Source organism: Pseudomonas sp. TNT2022 ID1044 (assembly GCF_028656895.1).
In the GTDB taxonomy this organism is placed as follows: Bacteria; Pseudomonadota; Gammaproteobacteria; order Pseudomonadales; family Pseudomonadaceae; genus Aquipseudomonas; species Aquipseudomonas reinekei.
In genome coordinates this window covers 290,449-307,272 of record NZ_JAMDHB010000017.1, presented here as the reverse complement: position 1 = coordinate 307,272, position 16,824 = coordinate 290,449, and the positions used below count along the sequence as shown (strand labels likewise).

Below are 16,824 nucleotides of genomic sequence, written 5' to 3'. Positions count from 1 at the left end.
ACTCAGTATCGTCCGAGGGTATTTAACCCTCGGCGATAGTATGGATACGGAAAAGAGCAACGGCGATTGGAGTGCGGCAGAGATTCAGGCTGCGGTCGATGCCTATCTCAGCATGCTGTCTCGCGAGCAGGCCGGGCAGGCGATCAATAAGGCTCATGAAAATCGCGTACTACGCGAAGGTGCTTTGGCAGGTCGCACTAAAGGTTCTGTTGAGTTTCGTATGCAGAACATTTCTACGGTTATGGTCGAGTTGGGTCGAACACCTATCAAAGGCTACAAGCCTGCCAAGAATGTCGGTGCTAATGTTACGAAGAGCATTCGTGAAGCACTCAATGTTCCTAGCCCTTTGACTCCCGAAGACTTCGCCCCGACAGCGGACGAGGCGACGCTAGAGCAGCGAGCTGCAAAGCTTGAGCGCCAACCGATTAAAGTCGTGCCGAAGGGGATTGAGAAACCACAGCAGACTCAGTCCAGCGGAAAGTCGTATGTCCGCGATCCTGAAGTGAGAGCGTGGGTTCGCCAACAAGCTGAAGGTAAATGCGAGGGGTGTGGCCAACCTGCCCCGTTTGAAAAGTCGGGAAACCCGTTTCTTGAGGTTCACCACGTCAAGCATTTGGCACAGGAAGGTTCAGACCGTCCGAGCAACGCTGTAGCGCTATGTCCGAACTGCCATCGACGGTGCCATCATTCGAGTGATCGGGATGAGTTCACAGCTTTGCTTTATACAAAAGTGAAGCGTTTGAAGCCCGAATAAGCACGCACTGAAAAATCCGTAGTGATGGAAAAAGCCTCCTCTCCACAATCCTGAAAAACAGAGACAATTCCTAGCATCATTCAAGAACCATCCTACTGCCACACTCTGTCCCGTTCGCTAACGTCGCGCAGCCCTTCTACAGGGCTGCCGATGGACGAACGCACAAGGACAGTCAGTGGCTGGCAGCAAAGACATTCCCAGGGTTAAAAACCCGCCTTCCGGTGACGGCCATCACGTCACTTACCGTTTCATGACACCCAGCGAACTGGCAGAGCGTGATGCTCGGCAAAACGCCTACGAGGCCATGCTCGCCAGGCAAGACGAATACCTGCGCAAGCGTAAAGTTGCCGAGGTTGAACAGAAACCGGTTCAAGTCGGATGCGTCTTCGCCAAGTCCTGCAAGTTGCCGGACGCGGTCATCAACTACTCCAATCCCTCGGGAATGGTGCCGACCGACAGCCTGAAGGACTACGGCGAAATCGCCTGGCTCGGGGCTCGCGAGGCAGACGATGGCGGTTTGCTGAATCTGCAAACGATCAGTGGGAGTACCGTTGCCCTTGGCATCGGCCAACTGGCGCTACGCGTTCCCTCTCTTGTCGTCCCGGCAATAGGTACCGTCGGGCCTGCTGTCGCTGCTGCTCTGGGCGGTCTGGTCGCGATTTTCTGGGCGCCCAGCCTCGGCGACAGCGCCCTCTACACCGAAGACCAGCTCCGCACCCTCAATCAGGCCCGCACTCGCGTGCGCCTGCATATCGAACAGCAAGCCGACGGCACCCTCAAGGGTTACGGTTTCTACACCGGCAAGAACCGCGATTGGGAAATGGTCGACGTCGTGCAGATCAGTTTGCGCGACAGCCTATACGTCGCAGACCTGGGAGAAGGCATCGAACTGATATGGACCCCGGCCGTCGATGGCTCCGACATTCTCGGCATCCCCAAACTGGAAGCTGCTCCGCAGGCGCCGCATATCTGGGTTTACCCACCGACGAAACGGGCTGACAGCATCATTGTGAATCCGGTTTATCCGCCTGAGTACAAGGATTTCATTCTTGTGTTTCCGGTGGGGTCGGGGGTTAGGCCGGTTTATATCGTTGTCAGTCAAATGGGGGATCATTCGTATTATGACCACCCGAAAACGCTACCCGCTTTCCCCGATGCAGTTCGAGCAAAATCAAAGTCATCTGTTCAAGGAGGTGGAAGGAAGCGCGCCCGTTGGGTTGACCGTAAAGGACGAATTTATGAGTGGGACTACAAAAGTAATGCCGTGGAAAAATACGACAAACTGGGGATTCACCTTGGTGAATACAATCACATTACCGGCGAGCAAACAAAACCAGCGAAACCGGGTAGGAAAACCTCAAGAAATTAAGGAGTAAAACATGCGCTACCTATTAATCACTGGCTTTTATCCGGACGATAAGAAGGACGATTCTTTACAATTCGAACTGGACATTGATGGCAGTGAACTCAATGAAAAAGTCGCTCAACTCATTGAATCCAAGCCACTCGCTGAAATGGAACCAGGCGAGTTACTTTTGAACGAGTCTCAAGTAACGGCACTGTCCGAAATTTTAGGCGTTAGATTTCCTGCGGGCTTGGAGTACTTCATAGGAACTTGTGCCAAGCAATGAAACAGGGTGAGCTATGGGGTTGAAAATAAGACTTGAATGGTACGACAAGGAAACCGAGCTAGGCGAAGGGGAGGAGCTGTCTCAAGATTTTGGCGATGATGGCTCTGTGATCGAGGCGCTTGGTATGCCAATCGAAAACAATATAAACAACGGTGGGTTTGACGTTGGTCCGCACTGGGTCAATACGCTTCAACCCCATTTCCTCCATGTCATTCGCTTGTCTACCTATGACTACCAAGTGGCGTTTATCTATCGGGACAAATGGTAAATCAGGATGATTGCCAGGCCCCAGATCCGATGGTCTTGGGGCTGCTCCGCAGCCCAGCGGGAGCAAGCTCCCTCGCCACAGAGTCGGTGCTCGACTTGGATACTGCGTCGTTGATGGGAATCGTGAGCAGGCTCGCAGAGGTTGGGTGACTTGCCATGGATTTGCGGTGTGTTGAAGACAATGAGTGCAACTCGACTCGCCTCCGGCTATTAATACCCTTCCCCTCACGGACCCGAGCCCGTCATGAAATTCGACCTCGCCTACTGCCTCAGCCTCGACGCCAAGCTGTCGATCTATGACGTACGCGATTTGAATTTCGACGAGACCATGGCGTTCGATTCCGCGAAAGAGCATTTCCAGTGTCCCAACGATGCCTGTCGTTTGGCATTCGACGCCGCAAATGAGTTGGGCACGTTCAACGCCAAGAACGTGAATTACGTGCGCACGCCGCACTTCAAGAACCTGCCGAGTACGCGGCATGTCGAGGGTTGTCCTTATGTCAGCCTGAAGACGCCGGCATCGGGTGTGGAGGCGGACGGGGCGGAAACGGATGACAGTCGTGAGGAGCATTTTCCTTCAGAGCTGTTACTGACTCGGCGTGAGTATGTGCGTAAGCCGTCCAGCGCTGCGGCGTCCTCCGATATGCAAAGGGATGAGCCTTTGGCGCCCTCTTCCGCCGCCAGCGTCGAGCAACCAAGCCGCGATTCTGCGCCGGACAAAACCAGCATCTTCGCCCACCCCGTCGAATGTTTCGTGTCGAACTTCGACGACAAGGATCTGCTCAAGCGCATGCCGCTGAAGATCGGCGAGCACACCGCGCCTTACGGATCCTTCTTCAAAAAAATCGAGTACCTGCAGGACAACAGGGGGCTGATTTACTGGGGCAAGATCAAAGAGATCAAGGACTACACCCAGAGCTTTCGCATCGATTTCGAGAAGAAGGTGTGGTTCGAGAAGAAGCCGTATTCGGTCAATGTTTACCTCAGCAAAAAGCTGATCGACACCTACCGCAAGCGCAAGGCGTTCCTGGAGGAGATCAAGCATGCCATTGAGAGTGGACGTGAGTTGTACTGCTTCTTTTATGGCGTGACGCCGGAGTTAAAGCAGGTGCCGAGCAAGAAAAACCCCGAGCAGACGTTCGGGGTGTTCAGCGCCAATATTGAAAATCTGGATCACTTTATTGTGCGGGAGGCGCCGGGGTTGGCGGATAAATAAGCTCAGCGCCGTTCGTCCGGCCAAAAAGACAAATCAAAAATTGCATTTGATTCGGGCCCAAAACAACTGTACAAAAACACAGTATATTTTGGATCAACACTCTCGAGCCCGGAGAACACCCATGGCCTCTCAAGCGATGAAAATCACCCTGGAACGTATCGCCCTCTTCCAATTCACCCCGGCCCACTGCGCCCAGGCCCGAGCGATGCTGGGGTGGAGTGTGGAAGAGTTGTCGCGGGAAGCTTCGGTTTCTGTTGAGGCGATTGATCGGTTCGAAGCGCAACAGGACGTGCTGGATGTCACTCGGTTGGCATTGGCTTATCGGTTTGAGTCGGAGGGGTTGGTGTTCTTCCCAGGGTTCGCGCCGGGGCGCGGGATGAATTTGAGAGGTTCTACGCCTAACCCGGTGGGGCGGGCGGATTTTGCGATGGTTGAATAAGAACTTTGCTCGGGCCGCTTAACAGTAAGCGGCCCGATTGAAGTGCATCACGCGCTCTGCACAGTCACCTGCTCACTTTCCCCTTCCACCGCCAACCACCACGCTTCCCCGCGTTGCGGATGCATCAGGTTGAACGCCTCGCCCATCTGCGGCGTGGTGATCGAAACGCTGCGCTCCCAAGCCAGGGCGAGGATGCGGTCGAAGGGTTCGTACCAGGCGTGCATCGACAGGTCGAAGGTGCCGTTGTGAATCGGTAGTAGCCAGCGGCCCTTGAGGTCGATGTGGGCTTGCAGGGTTTGCTCCGGTTGCATGTGCACGAGGGGCCACTCGACGTTGTAGGCGCCGGTTTCCATGAGGGTCAGGTCGAACGGGCCGTATTGTTCGCCGATGCGTTTGAAGCCATTGAAATAACCGCTGTCGCCGCTGAAGAAGATGCGGGTGGCGTCGTCGATCATCACCCACGAGGCCCAGAGGGTGCTGTTGCTGTCGAACAGGCCGCGGCCGGAGAAGTGTTGCGACGGGGTGGCGATGAACTGTATCCCATCGACTTCGGTGCCCTGCCACCAATCCAGTTGCCGGATTTTGCTGGCGTCGATGCCCCACTTGATCAGGGTGTCGCCCACGCCCAACGGGGTGAGGAAGTATCTGGTTTTGTTGGCAAGTTTAAGCACAGCCTGTTGATCAAGGTGGTCGTAGTGATCGTGGGAAAGGATCACTGCTTCAATCGGCGGCAGCTCTTCCAGGCTGATCGGTGGCTGGTGAAATCGCTTGGGGCCGGCCCATTGCACGGGTGAGGCGCGTTCGGCGAAGACCGGGTCGGTGATCCAGAACTTGTCACGCAACTTCAGCAACACCGTGGAATGGCCGAGGCGGTAGACGCTGTGGTTCGGCGCTGCCAACAGTGCCGCTTGTGTCAGAGGCTGCACAGGCACCGGGGCGCTCGGGCGGGTGTTTTGCGGTTTGTGGAAGATAACGTTCCACAGGATGCGCAAGGTTTTGCGAAAACCTCCACGCTTTACGGGGGCATGGTTTCGGAAGAGCCCTTCCACCTGAAGCGACGCTTGAGGCGTGGAAGCGTTATCCACCGGGGAAGTTGAATTGGCCATGACTGAATGACTCCAGGAAAACCGCACGTCTCACGATGTTCCACTTTGGGACGATGTATGGCCGTTGCACGCACGCATTAGCCGAAACTCTATTTTTGACGATGCAGCATTAACAAAACATTACACTGCACAGTGTAGTTCCAAGGTTGCATCAAAGCCGATCACAAGTAAACTGCTGAGTGTAATTTCCTGCCGAAGCGTATTTATGACAGCTCCACAGCGACTCACCGACCGAAAACGCGAAGCCATCATTCAGGCGGCGATTGCCGAATTTCGTGCCCACGGTTTCGACATCACCAGCATGGACAAAATCGCTGCGACTGCTGGCGTGTCGAAGCGCACGGTGTACAACCACTTCCCCAGCAAGGAAGAGCTGTTCGCCGAAATCCTCAATCAATTATGGATTCGCGTAACGGCAGAGCAGGAAACGCCCTATCGCGCCGATTTGCCTCTGCGAGATCAGTTGCGCCAGCTGCTGGCGGCGAAACTGCAGATGCTCGCCGATGACAATTTTCTCGACCTGGCGCGAGTGGCGATCGCAGCCACCATCCATTCTCCTGAACGCGCGCAGAGCATGGTTGCCCGCATGGGCGAGCGTGAAGAAGGCGTGACTGTGTGGATTCGTGCTGCCCAGGCCGATGGTCGTTTGAGAGAGGTTGCTCCTGATTTTGCCGCGCAACAGATCCAGGGTCTGCTCAAATCCTTTGCATTCTGGCCGCAGATATCCATGGGCCGGCCAGGTTTGTCTGCCGCGGAGCAAGCCGCCGTTGTGGAGTCCGCGCTAGACATGTTCCTGGCCTGTTATCAGCTGTAATAAATGACACATTCGGCGGACCTGTCGAACAGTAGGTAGCTGCAAATCACGCACCGCAATGTGTTTCAGAATGAAACTGACGACGGGGATGCATCAACACTTCGTGCGAAAGGACCAACCTGAGCCCTGAGCACCCTCACGACAGTTTCAGTGCCTGCCCCAACTCATCAAACAGTGTCACCACCGAGCGCAAGGCGCGGCAATCCGGTCGCGTCAGCAGCCATAGCGCAGTGTCGTAACCGTGTAGCGGCTCGCCCAATGGCTGTAATCCATCACCGATCAAAAAGTCCGGCAATGCCGCCACACCCAATCCGGCGCGCACCAGCTCCGTAACCGACAGCATGCTGTTGCAGCGATAACCCGGCGTCACGCCCGGCAGCGCTTGGCGGCGCCAGACCACCGTGGGGTGATCGACCAGGAAGTCGTCCGGAGCAATCCAGGTGAGTGAGGCCAGATCGTGAGTGTCGACTGACTTCAAATAACCGGCGCTGGCGCACAGGCGGTAGGAAATATTCCCGAGTCGCCGCCCCACCAAATGCTCGGGCGGGGTGCGGGTCAGGCGCAGGGCGATGTCGGCATCGCGACGGCTGAGGTTGGCAAAGTCGTTGGAAGTACTGAGTTCGATCGTCAGCGCCGGATAGTTCGGCATGAATTGCGCCAGCGCCGGCAACAGTAAACCTTGCAGGACCGAATCGGTACAGGTCAGGCGCACGGTGCCGCTGATGACTTCGCCGCCCTGCTCCACGCCGATGCGCGCCGCTTCCAGCGCATGTTCGGCACGTTCAGCCTGTTCGGCCAAGGTTTGCGCCAAGGAGGTGGGCAGGTACCCGGCGCGGCTTTTCTCGAAGAGTTGCTGACCGAGCGCGGCTTCCAGTCGACGCACGGCACGAAACACCGTCGAGACGTCCACCCTCAACAGTTGCGACGCCCGAGCCAGAGAGCCGCCGCGCACCAGCGCAAGAATCAGGGCAAGGTCCGGGTAGTCCAGTCGATAGTGCGCCGCTGCATTGATCACTTGGGAAAACGCCCATATTGAGTGCGTGAACGCCAATTTATAGTGAGCGCCAGGAATCAACAAGCGCCGAGGTTGCTCATGGAAAACCGCGTTATCCGCATCGCCCTGATCGGCGACTATGACCCGCACGTCACCGCTCACCAGGCCATTCCCGTGGCTCTGGACATGGCTGCCGAGCACAGCGGCCACAACGTGCAAGGGCATTGGCTGGCGACTGACAGCATCCACGCAGACACGCCGCTCGATGGCTACGACGGTTTCTGGTGCGTGCCCGCCAGCCCCTACCGCAACATGGACGGCGCATTACGGGCGATTCGTTATGCCCGCGAACAAGGGCTGCCTTTCCTCGGCACCTGCGGCGGCTTTCAACACGCGGTGCTGGAATATGCGCGCAACGTGCTGGGCTGGACGGATGCCGAACATGGCGAGACATCGCCCAACGCTGCGCGGGTGTTGCTCACGCCGCTGGCCTGCTCGCTAGTGGAAGCCATCGACAGCATTCATTTACTTGAGAGTTCGTTGATCGCCAAGGCGTACGAAACTTCTGAAATACGTGAAGGCTACCGCTGTAACTACGGTGTGAATCCTGAGTTCGAACGAGCACTGCTCAGGCATGACCTTCACAGCGTCGGGCAGGACTCGGCCCACGGCTTGCGAGCGCTGGAACTGCGGGGTCATCCGTTCTTTGTCGCCACCTTGTTCCAACCCGAACGCGCCGCGCTCAAGGGCACCTTGCCGCCCCTGATACGGGCATTCATCCAGGCCTCCGCGGGGCAGCCATCATGATCGCCAACTCCCCGCCAGCCCCTTACTTCGCCGTGATCTTCACCTCACTGCGCACCGAGGGTGACCAGGGTTACGCCGAAGCGGCCGAGCGCATGATCGAACTGGCCCGCCAACAGCCGGGATTCCTCGGAGTGGAGTCGGCACGGGGCGATGACGGGTTGGGGATTACCGTGTCGTACTGGGCCAGTGAGGTGGCGATCCTGGCGTGGAAACAGCATCCCGAGCACAGCGCGATTCGGGAACGGGGGCGCTCGACCTGGTATGCCCATTGCCATACGCGGGTATGCCGGGTTGAGCGGGCTTATGAGTTCGAACGGTAATTGATGCGCCGTTATCTCGCTCACACAATAGATCGATGGGAGCGAGCCTGCTGGCGATGGGGCCAGTCGAATCACCGCAAAAAACTCAACCCTGCACCGATTGCCTCACCGCCAAAATCTCCGGTACTTCCCGCCGCTGCATGTACACCCTTAACGGCTCGGTAATGTTGATCCGGTCGTCGATATTCTGATCCAGCAACAACTGAATCAACTCGCGCTTGAGGATCATGGCCTGCTCGGGGCCGGGGGCCCAGACGAATTCACTGGCGGGAATGATGCCGTCGTCCGCCACGTCCATGCCAAAAGAGTCTTCGCTGAAACGCACGATGTAGTGGCCGGTCTTGCGGTTGAGGCCGACGAAGCCTTTGAGTTGGTCGGCGGCCTGGCAGATGAGCTGGGATGTGATGCGCATGGTAAACCTCACAAGGGTGATCGTTGGTTTACACACAAGGCGGGCGATGACGGGTTCCCTCTGCCGGGGAAATTGCAGCCAAGCCTACTGCAAACGAGTGCACTGAAGCGCTGACGAATATCAGCTTTAAACACGTTTATGTCGGTCTCGCGATAGCGTTGGCAACGCTCAGTTGTTAAAAGGGACGTCTTTGAACCCATCGCGAAAGGATCTCGAGCATGCCTGCAACCCTCACCCAAAGCGCCTTGCTGCTGAGTCTGTTACTCGGCCTCGGTCAGGCCCACGCCGCGAGCGAGCCCGGCCCCGCTGCGCTGGCCGCACGCTCGGGCATCCCGCACCCGGCGGTGATCGCCCACCGTGGCGCTTCGTTCGATGCACCGGAATCCACCGTTGCTGCGTACAAACTGGCCCGGGACCTCGGCGCCGATTACCTGGAGTTGGACTTGCAACGCAGCAAGGATGGCGTGCTGTTCGCCCTGCACGACGACAACCTGCAACGCACCACCGATGTCGCCAGTAAATTCCCGGAGCGCAAGGACAGCCCCGCCAATGCGTTCACCATGGCCGAACTGAAAACCCTGGATGCGGGCAGTTGGTTCAACACGGCTTATCCGGAGCGCGCGCGTCCTTCCTACGCGGGCCTGAAAATTCTGACCCTCGATGAGATCATCGACATCGCCCAGGGCAACCCGCTGCACAAGCCAGGCCTGTACATCGAAACCAAGGAGCCAAAGCAGTTTCCCGGCATCGAGCGCGACCTCAAGGACAAACTCCATGACCGTGGCTGGCTAAGCCCGGCCGGATCGAAACTGGCAAAGAGCGAGCTGGCGGTCGGCCAGGGCAGAGGCAAGGTGATCCTGCAAACCTTCGAGAAGAGCAGCCTCGAACTGCTGCAAAAGGAAATGCCGCAAGTACCGAAAATCCTCCTGCTGTGGGTGGGCGAAGGCAATATCGAGCCGAAATCCAAAGTGACGTTTGCCGAGTCCGGCGAGCAGGATAAGGCCGCTTACTACGCCAGGCAGCAGCCGAAAGACAAAGCCGAATTCCAGCGCTGGGTCGACTACGCCAAGGCCCAGGGCGCGATCGGCACCGGTCCTTCGGCGGCGCTGACCAAGGGCGGCGATCAGAGTTATGCCGACCTCGTGCAACCGTGGATGAACCAGTACACCCACGATCAGGGTTTGCTGGTGCACGTCTACACCATCGACGAGGCGGTGGATGTTCAGAAGGCGATGGATGCGGGCGTCGATGGCATTTTCACCAACCGCGCCAGCGAGTTGTTGAAGTTCTATAAACGCCCGGCGGCGGCGAGTGTTGATCAGGTATTGAAGAATAATGGGTATTGAATGGGCGTCTGGCACAGCACCGAGTCGACCCAATCGCGATATGGCTCGCTCCCACAGATTTTGCATTGCCCTGGCGAATGTCGAGGCAAAGGGAATTTTAAGGGTGGATTAAGTTACAAAAGCTAACCTGATCCCACTTAAACAGCTCACCCAAGGAAAGAAGCTCATGAAAACTTTGACTGCCCTGTTCACCGCTGCTGCTCTGACACTCACCGCTGGTTTGGCCCAGGCTGATGTGCCTGTCGACCAGATTCCTCAGTTGGTCAAGGATGGCAAGATCAAGCCACTGGAAGAACTGAACCAGATCGTTCTGAAACTGCATCCGGGTGCCACGATTACCGACAGTGACCTCGACAACCACTTCAACGGTTACGAGTACGAAGTCGAATTGCGCGACGCGAAAAACGTTGAATGGGACGTGGATTTGAACGCCGCTACCGGCGAAGTCCTGAAGAACAAAAAAGACGACTGATGCACACCGCAAAAAGCCGCACGATTTAACGATCGTGCGGCTTTTTTGCGTCTGGGTTCTAGATCGCGCCTAAGCCAATCGGTACACAGGGGTTTTCGTCAGGCGCTCAGGCGCGCCGTCACCTCGTTCAATTCCCCCGACAAGCCGTGCAAGTTGTTGCTCGCCGCTTCCGTGCGCTGCACGTTGTCCAGGTTGGTGCTGGCGATGCTGGTGATTTCGGTGAGGTTGCGCGAAATGTCTTCGGCGACCGAGGTCTGCTCTTCGGCGGCGGTGGCGATCTGGCGGTTCATGTCACGGATGGCTTCCACGGCGAGGGTGATGCGTTCAAGCATGGCGCCGGCCTGGGTGACTTGCTCGACGCTCTCATCGCTGCGCGCCTGACCGCTTTCAATCGCCTGCGCCGCATCGATCGAGCCGGTCTGCACGGTTTGAATGATCTGGTTGATCTCGATGATCGACGCCGCCGTGCGCTGGGCCAGGCTGCGAACTTCGTCGGCCACCACCGCAAAACCGCGCCCGGCTTCACCGGCGCGTGCCGCTTCGATGGCCGCGTTGAGCGCCAGCAGGTTGGTCTGTTCGGCGATGCCGCGAATCACTTCCAGCACCTTGCCGATGCGCCCGCTGTCGGTTTCCAGTTGGCGGATGACCGTGGCGGTGTTGGCGATTTCGCCACGCATTTGCGTGATGGTGCGGATGGTGCCCTGCATGACTTTTTCGCCCTGCTGCGCGGACTGATCGGCATCGTCTGCCGCCCGCGCCGCATCGGCCGCGTGGCGGGCGACTTCCTGGGCGGTGGCGGACATTTCGTTCATCGCCGTGGCCACCTGATCGGTTCGGTTGAATTGCTCGTTGGTGCCGCCGGCCATCAAGGTGGCGATCGAGTTCAGCTCACCGCTGGCACTGTCCAGGTCCGACGCACTGCGCTGCAAACGGCTGAAGGTTTCGGCGAGAAAGTCACGCAGGGTGTTGGCGGCCATCGCCAGCTTGCCCAGTTCGTCCTGGCGATGGCTGGCGACACGCTGGGCGAAGCGGCCCTGGCTGAGTTGCGCGACGTATTCGATCAGTTGGCGAATCGGCTGGACCAGGTTGCGGTTGACCAGCCACAGACTCAGCAGGCCGATCAACAGCCCTGAGGCGAGCATGACGATCAGCCCCAGCAGCACGGTGCGATCGGCACTGGCACTGATCAGCGTCGATTGCTCGGCTCCCTGCTTGCGCAGTTCGCTGACCAGTTCGCTCATCTGCTCGCTGGTCGCACGGTCGACGCCTTTGACAGCGGCATCCCCCGCCGCCGGTTCGCCACCGGCCGCCACGAAGGCATCACGGCCCTTCTGGTAAGCGGCGCCCAACTGTCGATGTTCGTCACGCAAGCGTTCGATACGGGTCTTGAGTGACGGCTCGATGCCCTTTTTCCCTGCCAGTTCGCCAAGGATGTTTTGCACATCGCGCTGACGGTCTTCGAACTGCGACCAGTACTTGTTAAGGTCCGCCGGTTGCTTGCCGCGCAGCAGGACGTTTTTCCATTCCTGCACCTGCACCTTGAATTGCAGGTTGGCTTCGTCGATCAATTGCGAAGTGTGCAATGGCCCTTCGATCAGGCTGGCGTAGCGTTGAACGCCGCTGGAGAGGAAATGAAAGCAAGCCAGGGCGATCAACAACATCGCCAACAGGCTACCGCTCAACAGGGCGAGAATTTGCGCTCTCAGGGACTTTTGCAAAAACATCGGAAGGTACTCATGGCAGGAATGAGACACGCCCCGGTAGGCGTGAAAGGTGTCCGGACATCCCTGTCCACGACCTTGGCTTTTGGCCAGGGGCGCGCAACTTAACCCATGCGTAATCGGCGTGCCAGAGCGGTTCTTGAGTCAAATCCGACCACCGGCAGAGCAATCGTTTGCGCTACACAACTGTCACAAAATCGTCATCCAGCCTTGCGATGATGCGGCTCACGTGAACCTGTAAAACCCGCGACAGGCGCCTCTCTTTGCGAGCTCTCATGAACCACAGCATCGATCAAAGCCATCGCGATCCGGATCTGTTCGGCCTGCTTTACGGTTTCAGTTTTCGCCCCGGCGAGCGCGGCCAGGAAATCGACTCGGCCAGGGCTTTGCGCTGCCTGCAACAACCGGAAGACGACGAGCAATTTCTCTGGCTGCACCTGAACCTCGCCCACGCCGCGTGCGAGCGCTGGATGAAAAACCATCTGGAATTGCCCGACGAGTTTTTCGAAGCCTTGCATGAAGGCTCTCGGTCGACGCGCATCGAGCATGTCGACTCGGCGTTGCTGGCGGTGGTTAACGATGTGGTGTTCAACCTCAGCAGCATGGTCTCGTCGGATATCTCGACGCTGTGGGTGTGTGCGCGCAGTCGATTGATCATCAGCGCGCGCCTGCAACCGCTGCATTCGGTGGACAAACTGCGCTCCTCGGTGAAGGCCGGCGAGTGCTTTCGTTCGCCGCTGGAATTGCTGGTGCATTTGCTGCGCGATCAGGGTGAAGTGCTGACGCAGATCGTGCGCAAGACCAGCCAGAGCGTGGATCAGATCGAGGATGAATTGCTCTCCTCGCGCCTGTCGACCAACCGCGCCGAACTGGGCGCCAACCGCCGGGTGCTGGTGCGCCTGCAACGCTTGCTGGCACTGGAACCGGGGTCGTTGCTGCGCCTGCTCAATCGCCCGCCGCCGTGGTTGCAAAAGGAAGACGTCAAGGAGCTGCGCAAATCCACCGAGGAGTTCGCGCTGATCATCAACGACCTGACGGCGCTCGGTGAGCGCATCAAGCTGCTGCAAGAAGAAATCGCCGCCAACCTCAACGAACAGAGCAACCGCACGCTGTTCACCCTGACGGTGGTGACGGTGCTGGCTTTGCCGATCAACATCATTGCCGGTTTTTTCGGCATGAACGTGGGCGGAGTGCCGCTTTCCCAGGACCCGGAAGGGTTCTGGATTCTGGTGGCGCTGGTGGCGACGTTTACCGTGATTGCCGGGCGTTGGGCGTTTCGCAAGCGGCAGGATTATTGAACGTTCCCACAGGTTATGAGGCTGACTGAACCACTTGCCCCAACCAATCCATGAACGCCCTCACCCGCAGCGGCAAATGCCGCTGGCGGGCAGAGAGCAGTGACACCTCCATGGACGGCGCGTTGAACTGCGGCAACACCTCGACCAATTCCCCACCCAGCAGATGTTTGCGCATGCCCATTCGCGGCGCCTGGATCAGACCGAAACCACCCAGGCACGCCGACTCGTACGCGTCGGTGCTATTGACCGTGATGCTTCCGGCCATCGGCAGCCGCTGCACCTTGCCATCGACCTCATAGACAAAACCTTCCGAACGCGCGCCCAGCACGCCGACGTAATGCACCAGCCGATGCTGCGCCAGATCTTCCAGCGTCTGCGGCATGCCGTAGCGCTGCACATACCCGGGGCTGGCGCAGTTGACCATGGCGAAGTCGCACAGATGCCGCGCAACCACCGATTGATCCGGTTGCGCCCCCACCCGCACCACACAATCGAAACCCTCACCGAGCAGGTCTACCCGCCGGTCGGTGCTGCTGATTTCCAGCTCAAGCAGCGGGTGACGCGCCGTGAACTCCGGCAGGCGCGGCATCACCACGCGCCGGGCCAGAATGTTCGGCATATCGACCCGAATGCGCCCCACCAAGGTGGCTTCGTCCTGACGGAACAGGCCTTCGATTTCATCCATGTGCGACAGCAGGTCCTTGCTGCGCTCGTACAGCACCAAACCGTCCTGGGTCGCCTGGACCTTGCGCGTGGTGCGCTGCAACAGGCGCGTACCCAGCAAGGCTTCCAGTGCCTGCACATGCTCGGACACCGTCGATCGGGGCAGACCCAGGCTTTCCCCGGCGAGGGTGAAACTCGACATCTCGCTGACCCGGACGAAGGTGCGCAGCAGTTCCAGCTTGTTCATGTGCCTGACCTTTATTGTTCGACTTAACCGACCAGTGATTCCGGTTTGCGCATATTTATCACTCTGTAGCGGATAAATAAACTTCCTCACACCCACTGTCCACTGCACTTGAGGAAGTCCCATGACCCGTAAAATCGCACTCATCACCGGCGCCAGCCGTGGCCTTGGCAAGAACGCTGCCTTGCATCTGGTCGCCCAGGGCGTCGACATCATCGGCACCTACAACAGCCGCGCCGATGAGGCCCAGGCGTTGGTCGCCGAAATTGAAAGCCTCGGTGGCCGTGCGGCCATGCTGCAACTCGACGTCGGCAAGAGTGAGCAGTTCGCCGTGTTCGCCACTGAACTGGCGACTGTCTTGCGCGACCAGTTCGATCGCGAGCATTTCGACTTCCTGATCAACAACGCGGGGATCGGCATGCATGCGAATTTCGTCGACACCACCGTCGAACAGTTCGACCTGCTGGTGAATATTCATTTCAAGGGACCGTTTTTCCTCACGCAAACACTGCTGCCATTGCTCAATGACGGCGGACGCATCATCAATATTTCCAGCGGTCTGGCTCGTTTCAGTCTGCCGGGCTACGGCGCCTATGCAGCGATGAAAGGTGCGATGGAAGTGCTGACGCGTTACCAGGCCAAGGAGCTGGGTGCACGCAACATCAGCGTGAATATCCTTGCCCCCGGTGCGATCGAAACCGATTTCGGTGGCGGCGCCGTGCGTGATAACGCCGAGGTGAACAAGATGGTGGCGGGCAACACGGCGCTGGGTCGCGCCGGTCGGCCTGACGATATTGGCGCTGCGATTGCCTTGCTGGTCGCACCGGGGAGCCAGTGGATTAATGGGCAGCGGATTGAAGCGTCGGGGGGGATGTTCTTATAAGTCGCAGCCAGCTACCAAACCTGTGGAGAGGGAGCTTGCTCCCTCTCCACACCTCAACAAACCACCCGGTTCAACAGCACCCGCTCGCGCACCACGTCATACGCCCAGTGATAAACGTAGGTGTACGGCAGGAAAAACAGCAGCACCCCGATATCCAGCAGGAACGCTTGCCACAGGCTGACGTTCAGCCACCAGGCAATCAACGGCACGCCAAGGGCAACCAGTCCGCCTTCGAACAACATCGCGTGCACCACACGGACCCAGGCGTTGTGGGCAATGGCGAAACGCTTGAGCACCCGGTCGAACAGGCCGTTGAAGACCACGTTCCAGGCCAGCGCCAAGACGGCGATGACCACGGTGACGGCGCCCATTTCCAGCATCGGTTTGTCCATGATCCAGGCCAGCAACGGGGTACAGATCAGAATGGCCAGCAATTCGAAGCCGATGGCCTGGAAGATACGTTCAGTGATGGATTTGTTGGCGCTCATGGCGTGACTCCCTTGGGTGACGATGGTTGCCATGATCCGCCGTCCGACCGATACTTCATAACCAATAACCATCGATCAAGGCGATAGTTCATGGCCTCGCATGAAGTGCTGCTGGCGTTTGTCGAAGCCGCCACCCAGGGTTCTTTTTCCGCCGCCGGGCGCAAGCTGGGCCGTAGTCAGTCGACCATCAGCGCGGCAGTGGCCAGCCTGGAAATCGACCTCAACCTGACATTGTTCGACCGCAGCAGCCGCAAACCCGGGCTGACGCCGGCCGGGCGCGTGGTGCTGCAACGGGCCGAGGAGATTCTGGCCGCCACCAGTCGTCTGGAAATGACCGCCAGCCAACTCTCCCAAGGGGTCGAGGCGAAACTGACTGTGGCCCTTTCCGACACTTATCAGTCCGACCGCTTCGAAGCGTCGCTCAGCGCGTTCGAGCAGCGTTATCCCGACCTGGAGCTCGAATGCCTGATCGCCGAATGCGATGACTTGGTGGCGCTGGTGCAAAGCGGGCGGGCGCAGATTGCCTTTGCGGAAATGCAGGACAGCTATCCACCGGATCTGGTCAATTCGACGGTGGACGAACGCACGGAAATCGCCCTGTTCGTGTCGCCGCAGCATCCGTTGGCCACGCTGGCTCGGATTGATCAGGAGGTGCTGCAGCAACACCGCGAATTGCGCCTGGCGACCATCGTCAATCCATATGAGAACCGGGCGAAGGGGCGCGTCTGGTCGGCGCCGAGTTATTTGATGCTGCTGGAAATGGCTCAGGGCGGTTTTGGCTGGGCGCCGCTGCCACGCTGGCTGGTGGCGCGTTTCGGGCCGGGGACCTTGCAAGAGCTGCAGGTGCGTGGCTGGCCGAAAACGGTGTCGGTGGATGCGCTGTGGTCGCGGCTGCATCCACCAGGGCCGGCGGGGAGTTGGTTATTGGGGAAGATGCTGGAATAGTGGC

General features: G+C 58.5%; 20 protein-coding genes. 14 read left to right on the top strand and 6 right to left on the bottom strand.

Features of this window, described 5'->3' with window-relative positions:
- The first annotated feature begins 40 nt into the window (after nucleotides 1–40).
- The 6 genes from M5G20_RS20840 (at nucleotide 41) to M5G20_RS20815 (ending at nucleotide 4,307) form a co-directional block, all read left to right on the top strand.
- Nucleotides 41–754 (top strand): HNH endonuclease, encoded by a 714-nt coding sequence (locus tag M5G20_RS20840; protein ID WP_273920618.1) that lies wholly within the window; start codon nucleotides 41–43, stop codon nucleotides 752–754.
- A 175-nt stretch (nucleotides 755–929) separates the two neighbouring features.
- On the top strand, nucleotides 930–2,123 hold the full coding sequence (locus tag M5G20_RS20835; RefSeq protein ID WP_273920617.1) for an S-type pyocin domain-containing protein: 1,194 nt from the start codon (nucleotides 930–932) through the stop codon (nucleotides 2,121–2,123).
- A gap of 10 nt (nucleotides 2,124–2,133) precedes the next feature.
- On the top strand, nucleotides 2,134–2,385 hold the full coding sequence (locus M5G20_RS20830; protein ID WP_273920616.1) for a pyocin S6 family toxin immunity protein: 252 nt from the start codon (nucleotides 2,134–2,136) through the stop codon (nucleotides 2,383–2,385).
- A gap of 13 nt (nucleotides 2,386–2,398) precedes the next feature.
- Nucleotides 2,399–2,653 (top strand): colicin E3-like toxin immunity protein, encoded by a 255-nt coding sequence (locus tag M5G20_RS20825; protein ID WP_273920615.1) that lies wholly within the window; start codon nucleotides 2,399–2,401, stop codon nucleotides 2,651–2,653.
- A gap of 243 nt (nucleotides 2,654–2,896) precedes the next feature.
- Nucleotides 2,897–3,868, top strand: a complete 972-nt coding sequence (locus tag M5G20_RS20820; protein WP_273920614.1) for a hypothetical protein — start codon at nucleotides 2,897–2,899, stop codon at nucleotides 3,866–3,868.
- Between the two features lie 121 nt (nucleotides 3,869–3,989).
- On the top strand, nucleotides 3,990–4,307 hold the full coding sequence (locus M5G20_RS20815) for an XRE family transcriptional regulator (RefSeq protein ID WP_273920613.1): 318 nt from the start codon (nucleotides 3,990–3,992) through the stop codon (nucleotides 4,305–4,307).
- Between the two features lie 47 nt (nucleotides 4,308–4,354).
- Here M5G20_RS20815 and M5G20_RS20810 read toward each other — a convergent pair whose 3' ends face one another.
- Complete coding sequence (locus M5G20_RS20810) at nucleotides 4,355–5,413, bottom strand: MBL fold metallo-hydrolase (RefSeq protein ID WP_273920611.1); 1,059 nt, start codon at nucleotides 5,411–5,413, stop codon at nucleotides 4,355–4,357.
- A 205-nt stretch (nucleotides 5,414–5,618) separates the two neighbouring features.
- Here M5G20_RS20810 and M5G20_RS20805 point away from each other — a divergent pair, with 205 nt between their 5' ends.
- On the top strand, nucleotides 5,619–6,227 hold the full coding sequence (locus M5G20_RS20805; protein ID WP_273920610.1) for a TetR/AcrR family transcriptional regulator: 609 nt from the start codon (nucleotides 5,619–5,621) through the stop codon (nucleotides 6,225–6,227).
- A gap of 136 nt (nucleotides 6,228–6,363) precedes the next feature.
- On the opposite strand, the gene M5G20_RS20800 is transcribed toward M5G20_RS20805, so the two are convergent.
- Complete coding sequence (locus M5G20_RS20800) at nucleotides 6,364–7,305, bottom strand: LysR family transcriptional regulator (RefSeq protein WP_273920649.1); 942 nt, start codon at nucleotides 7,303–7,305, stop codon at nucleotides 6,364–6,366.
- 15 nt (nucleotides 7,306–7,320) lie between these two features.
- Between M5G20_RS20800 and M5G20_RS20795 the strand changes: the two genes are divergently transcribed.
- Nucleotides 7,321–8,028 carry a CTP synthase C-terminal region-related (seleno)protein gene (locus M5G20_RS20795; RefSeq protein ID WP_273920608.1) on the top strand — a complete coding sequence of 236 codons (708 nt, stop codon included), beginning with the start codon at nucleotides 7,321–7,323 and terminating at the stop codon, nucleotides 8,026–8,028.
- Entirely contained in the window at nucleotides 8,025–8,348 is a 324-nt protein-coding gene (locus M5G20_RS20790) for an antibiotic biosynthesis monooxygenase family protein (RefSeq protein ID WP_273920607.1), read from the top strand. Before M5G20_RS20795 ends, M5G20_RS20790 begins: the two co-directional genes overlap by 4 nt.
- 85 nt (nucleotides 8,349–8,433) lie before the next feature.
- Here M5G20_RS20790 and M5G20_RS20785 read toward each other — a convergent pair whose 3' ends face one another.
- Nucleotides 8,434–8,760 (bottom strand): DUF2025 family protein, encoded by a 327-nt coding sequence (locus M5G20_RS20785; RefSeq protein WP_273920606.1) that lies wholly within the window; start codon nucleotides 8,758–8,760, stop codon nucleotides 8,434–8,436.
- Between the two features lie 218 nt (nucleotides 8,761–8,978).
- Here M5G20_RS20785 and M5G20_RS20780 point away from each other — a divergent pair, with 218 nt between their 5' ends.
- Both M5G20_RS20780 and M5G20_RS20775 read left to right on the top strand, forming a co-directional pair.
- On the top strand, nucleotides 8,979–10,106 hold the full coding sequence (locus M5G20_RS20780; protein ID WP_273920605.1) for a glycerophosphodiester phosphodiesterase: 1,128 nt from the start codon (nucleotides 8,979–8,981) through the stop codon (nucleotides 10,104–10,106).
- A 166-nt stretch (nucleotides 10,107–10,272) separates the two neighbouring features.
- A complete protein-coding gene (locus tag M5G20_RS20775; protein WP_130905159.1) occupies nucleotides 10,273–10,578 on the top strand; it encodes a PepSY domain-containing protein in 306 nt (101 codons plus the stop codon).
- A gap of 98 nt (nucleotides 10,579–10,676) precedes the next feature.
- Here the strand turns inward: M5G20_RS20775 and M5G20_RS20770 are convergent, their stop codons facing one another.
- Complete coding sequence (locus tag M5G20_RS20770) at nucleotides 10,677–12,302, bottom strand: methyl-accepting chemotaxis protein (RefSeq protein WP_273920604.1); 1,626 nt, start codon at nucleotides 12,300–12,302, stop codon at nucleotides 10,677–10,679.
- 272 nt (nucleotides 12,303–12,574) lie between these two features.
- Here M5G20_RS20770 and M5G20_RS20765 point away from each other — a divergent pair, with 272 nt between their 5' ends.
- Entirely contained in the window at nucleotides 12,575–13,597 is a 1,023-nt protein-coding gene (locus M5G20_RS20765; RefSeq protein ID WP_273920603.1) for a transporter, read from the top strand.
- A gap of 13 nt (nucleotides 13,598–13,610) precedes the next feature.
- Here the strand turns inward: M5G20_RS20765 and M5G20_RS20760 are convergent, their stop codons facing one another.
- Entirely contained in the window at nucleotides 13,611–14,507 is an 897-nt protein-coding gene (locus M5G20_RS20760; RefSeq protein WP_273920602.1) for a LysR family transcriptional regulator, read from the bottom strand.
- Between the two features lie 121 nt (nucleotides 14,508–14,628).
- Between M5G20_RS20760 and M5G20_RS20755 the strand changes: the two genes are divergently transcribed.
- Nucleotides 14,629–15,387 carry an SDR family NAD(P)-dependent oxidoreductase gene (locus M5G20_RS20755; RefSeq protein WP_273920601.1) on the top strand — a complete coding sequence of 253 codons (759 nt, stop codon included), beginning with the start codon at nucleotides 14,629–14,631 and terminating at the stop codon, nucleotides 15,385–15,387.
- 53 nt (nucleotides 15,388–15,440) lie between these two features.
- On the opposite strand, the gene M5G20_RS20750 is transcribed toward M5G20_RS20755, so the two are convergent.
- Complete coding sequence (locus tag M5G20_RS20750; RefSeq protein ID WP_150733933.1) at nucleotides 15,441–15,875, bottom strand: multidrug/biocide efflux PACE transporter; 435 nt, start codon at nucleotides 15,873–15,875, stop codon at nucleotides 15,441–15,443.
- A gap of 90 nt (nucleotides 15,876–15,965) precedes the next feature.
- Here M5G20_RS20750 and M5G20_RS20745 point away from each other — a divergent pair, with 90 nt between their 5' ends.
- Nucleotides 15,966–16,820: a LysR family transcriptional regulator gene (locus M5G20_RS20745; RefSeq protein WP_273920600.1), complete on the top strand. Its 855-nt coding sequence runs from the start codon at nucleotides 15,966–15,968 to the stop codon at nucleotides 16,818–16,820.
- The last annotated feature ends 4 nt before the right edge of the window (nucleotides 16,821–16,824 follow it).

Bases quoted from the DNA above. Each gene is read 5' to 3' on its own strand.
- M5G20_RS20840 (WP_273920618.1), top strand. From the start codon at position 41: ATGGATACGGAAAAGAGCAACGGCGATTGGAGTGCGGCAGAGATTCAG.
- M5G20_RS20830 (WP_273920616.1), top strand. From the start codon at position 2,134: ATGCGCTACCTATTAATCACTGGCTTTTATCCGGACGATAAGAAGGAC.
- M5G20_RS20825 (WP_273920615.1), top strand. From the start codon at position 2,399: ATGGGGTTGAAAATAAGACTTGAATGGTACGACAAGGAAACCGAGCTA.
- M5G20_RS20820 (WP_273920614.1), top strand. From the start codon at position 2,897: ATGAAATTCGACCTCGCCTACTGCCTCAGCCTCGACGCCAAGCTGTCG.
- M5G20_RS20815 (WP_273920613.1), top strand. From the start codon at position 3,990: ATGGCCTCTCAAGCGATGAAAATCACCCTGGAACGTATCGCCCTCTTC.
- M5G20_RS20810 (WP_273920611.1), bottom strand. From the start codon at position 5,413: ATGGCCAATTCAACTTCCCCGGTGGATAACGCTTCCACGCCTCAAGCG.
- M5G20_RS20805 (WP_273920610.1), top strand. From the start codon at position 5,619: ATGACAGCTCCACAGCGACTCACCGACCGAAAACGCGAAGCCATCATT.
- M5G20_RS20795 (WP_273920608.1), top strand. From the start codon at position 7,321: ATGGAAAACCGCGTTATCCGCATCGCCCTGATCGGCGACTATGACCCG.
- M5G20_RS20790 (WP_273920607.1), top strand. From the start codon at position 8,025: ATGATCGCCAACTCCCCGCCAGCCCCTTACTTCGCCGTGATCTTCACC.
- M5G20_RS20785 (WP_273920606.1), bottom strand. From the start codon at position 8,760: ATGCGCATCACATCCCAGCTCATCTGCCAGGCCGCCGACCAACTCAAA.
- M5G20_RS20780 (WP_273920605.1), top strand. From the start codon at position 8,979: ATGCCTGCAACCCTCACCCAAAGCGCCTTGCTGCTGAGTCTGTTACTC.
- M5G20_RS20775 (WP_130905159.1), top strand. From the start codon at position 10,273: ATGAAAACTTTGACTGCCCTGTTCACCGCTGCTGCTCTGACACTCACC.
- M5G20_RS20770 (WP_273920604.1), bottom strand. From the start codon at position 12,302: ATGTTTTTGCAAAAGTCCCTGAGAGCGCAAATTCTCGCCCTGTTGAGC.
- M5G20_RS20765 (WP_273920603.1), top strand. From the start codon at position 12,575: ATGAACCACAGCATCGATCAAAGCCATCGCGATCCGGATCTGTTCGGC.
- M5G20_RS20760 (WP_273920602.1), bottom strand. From the start codon at position 14,507: ATGAACAAGCTGGAACTGCTGCGCACCTTCGTCCGGGTCAGCGAGATG.
- M5G20_RS20755 (WP_273920601.1), top strand. From the start codon at position 14,629: ATGACCCGTAAAATCGCACTCATCACCGGCGCCAGCCGTGGCCTTGGC.
- M5G20_RS20750 (WP_150733933.1), bottom strand. From the start codon at position 15,875: ATGAGCGCCAACAAATCCATCACTGAACGTATCTTCCAGGCCATCGGC.
- M5G20_RS20745 (WP_273920600.1), top strand. From the start codon at position 15,966: ATGGCCTCGCATGAAGTGCTGCTGGCGTTTGTCGAAGCCGCCACCCAG.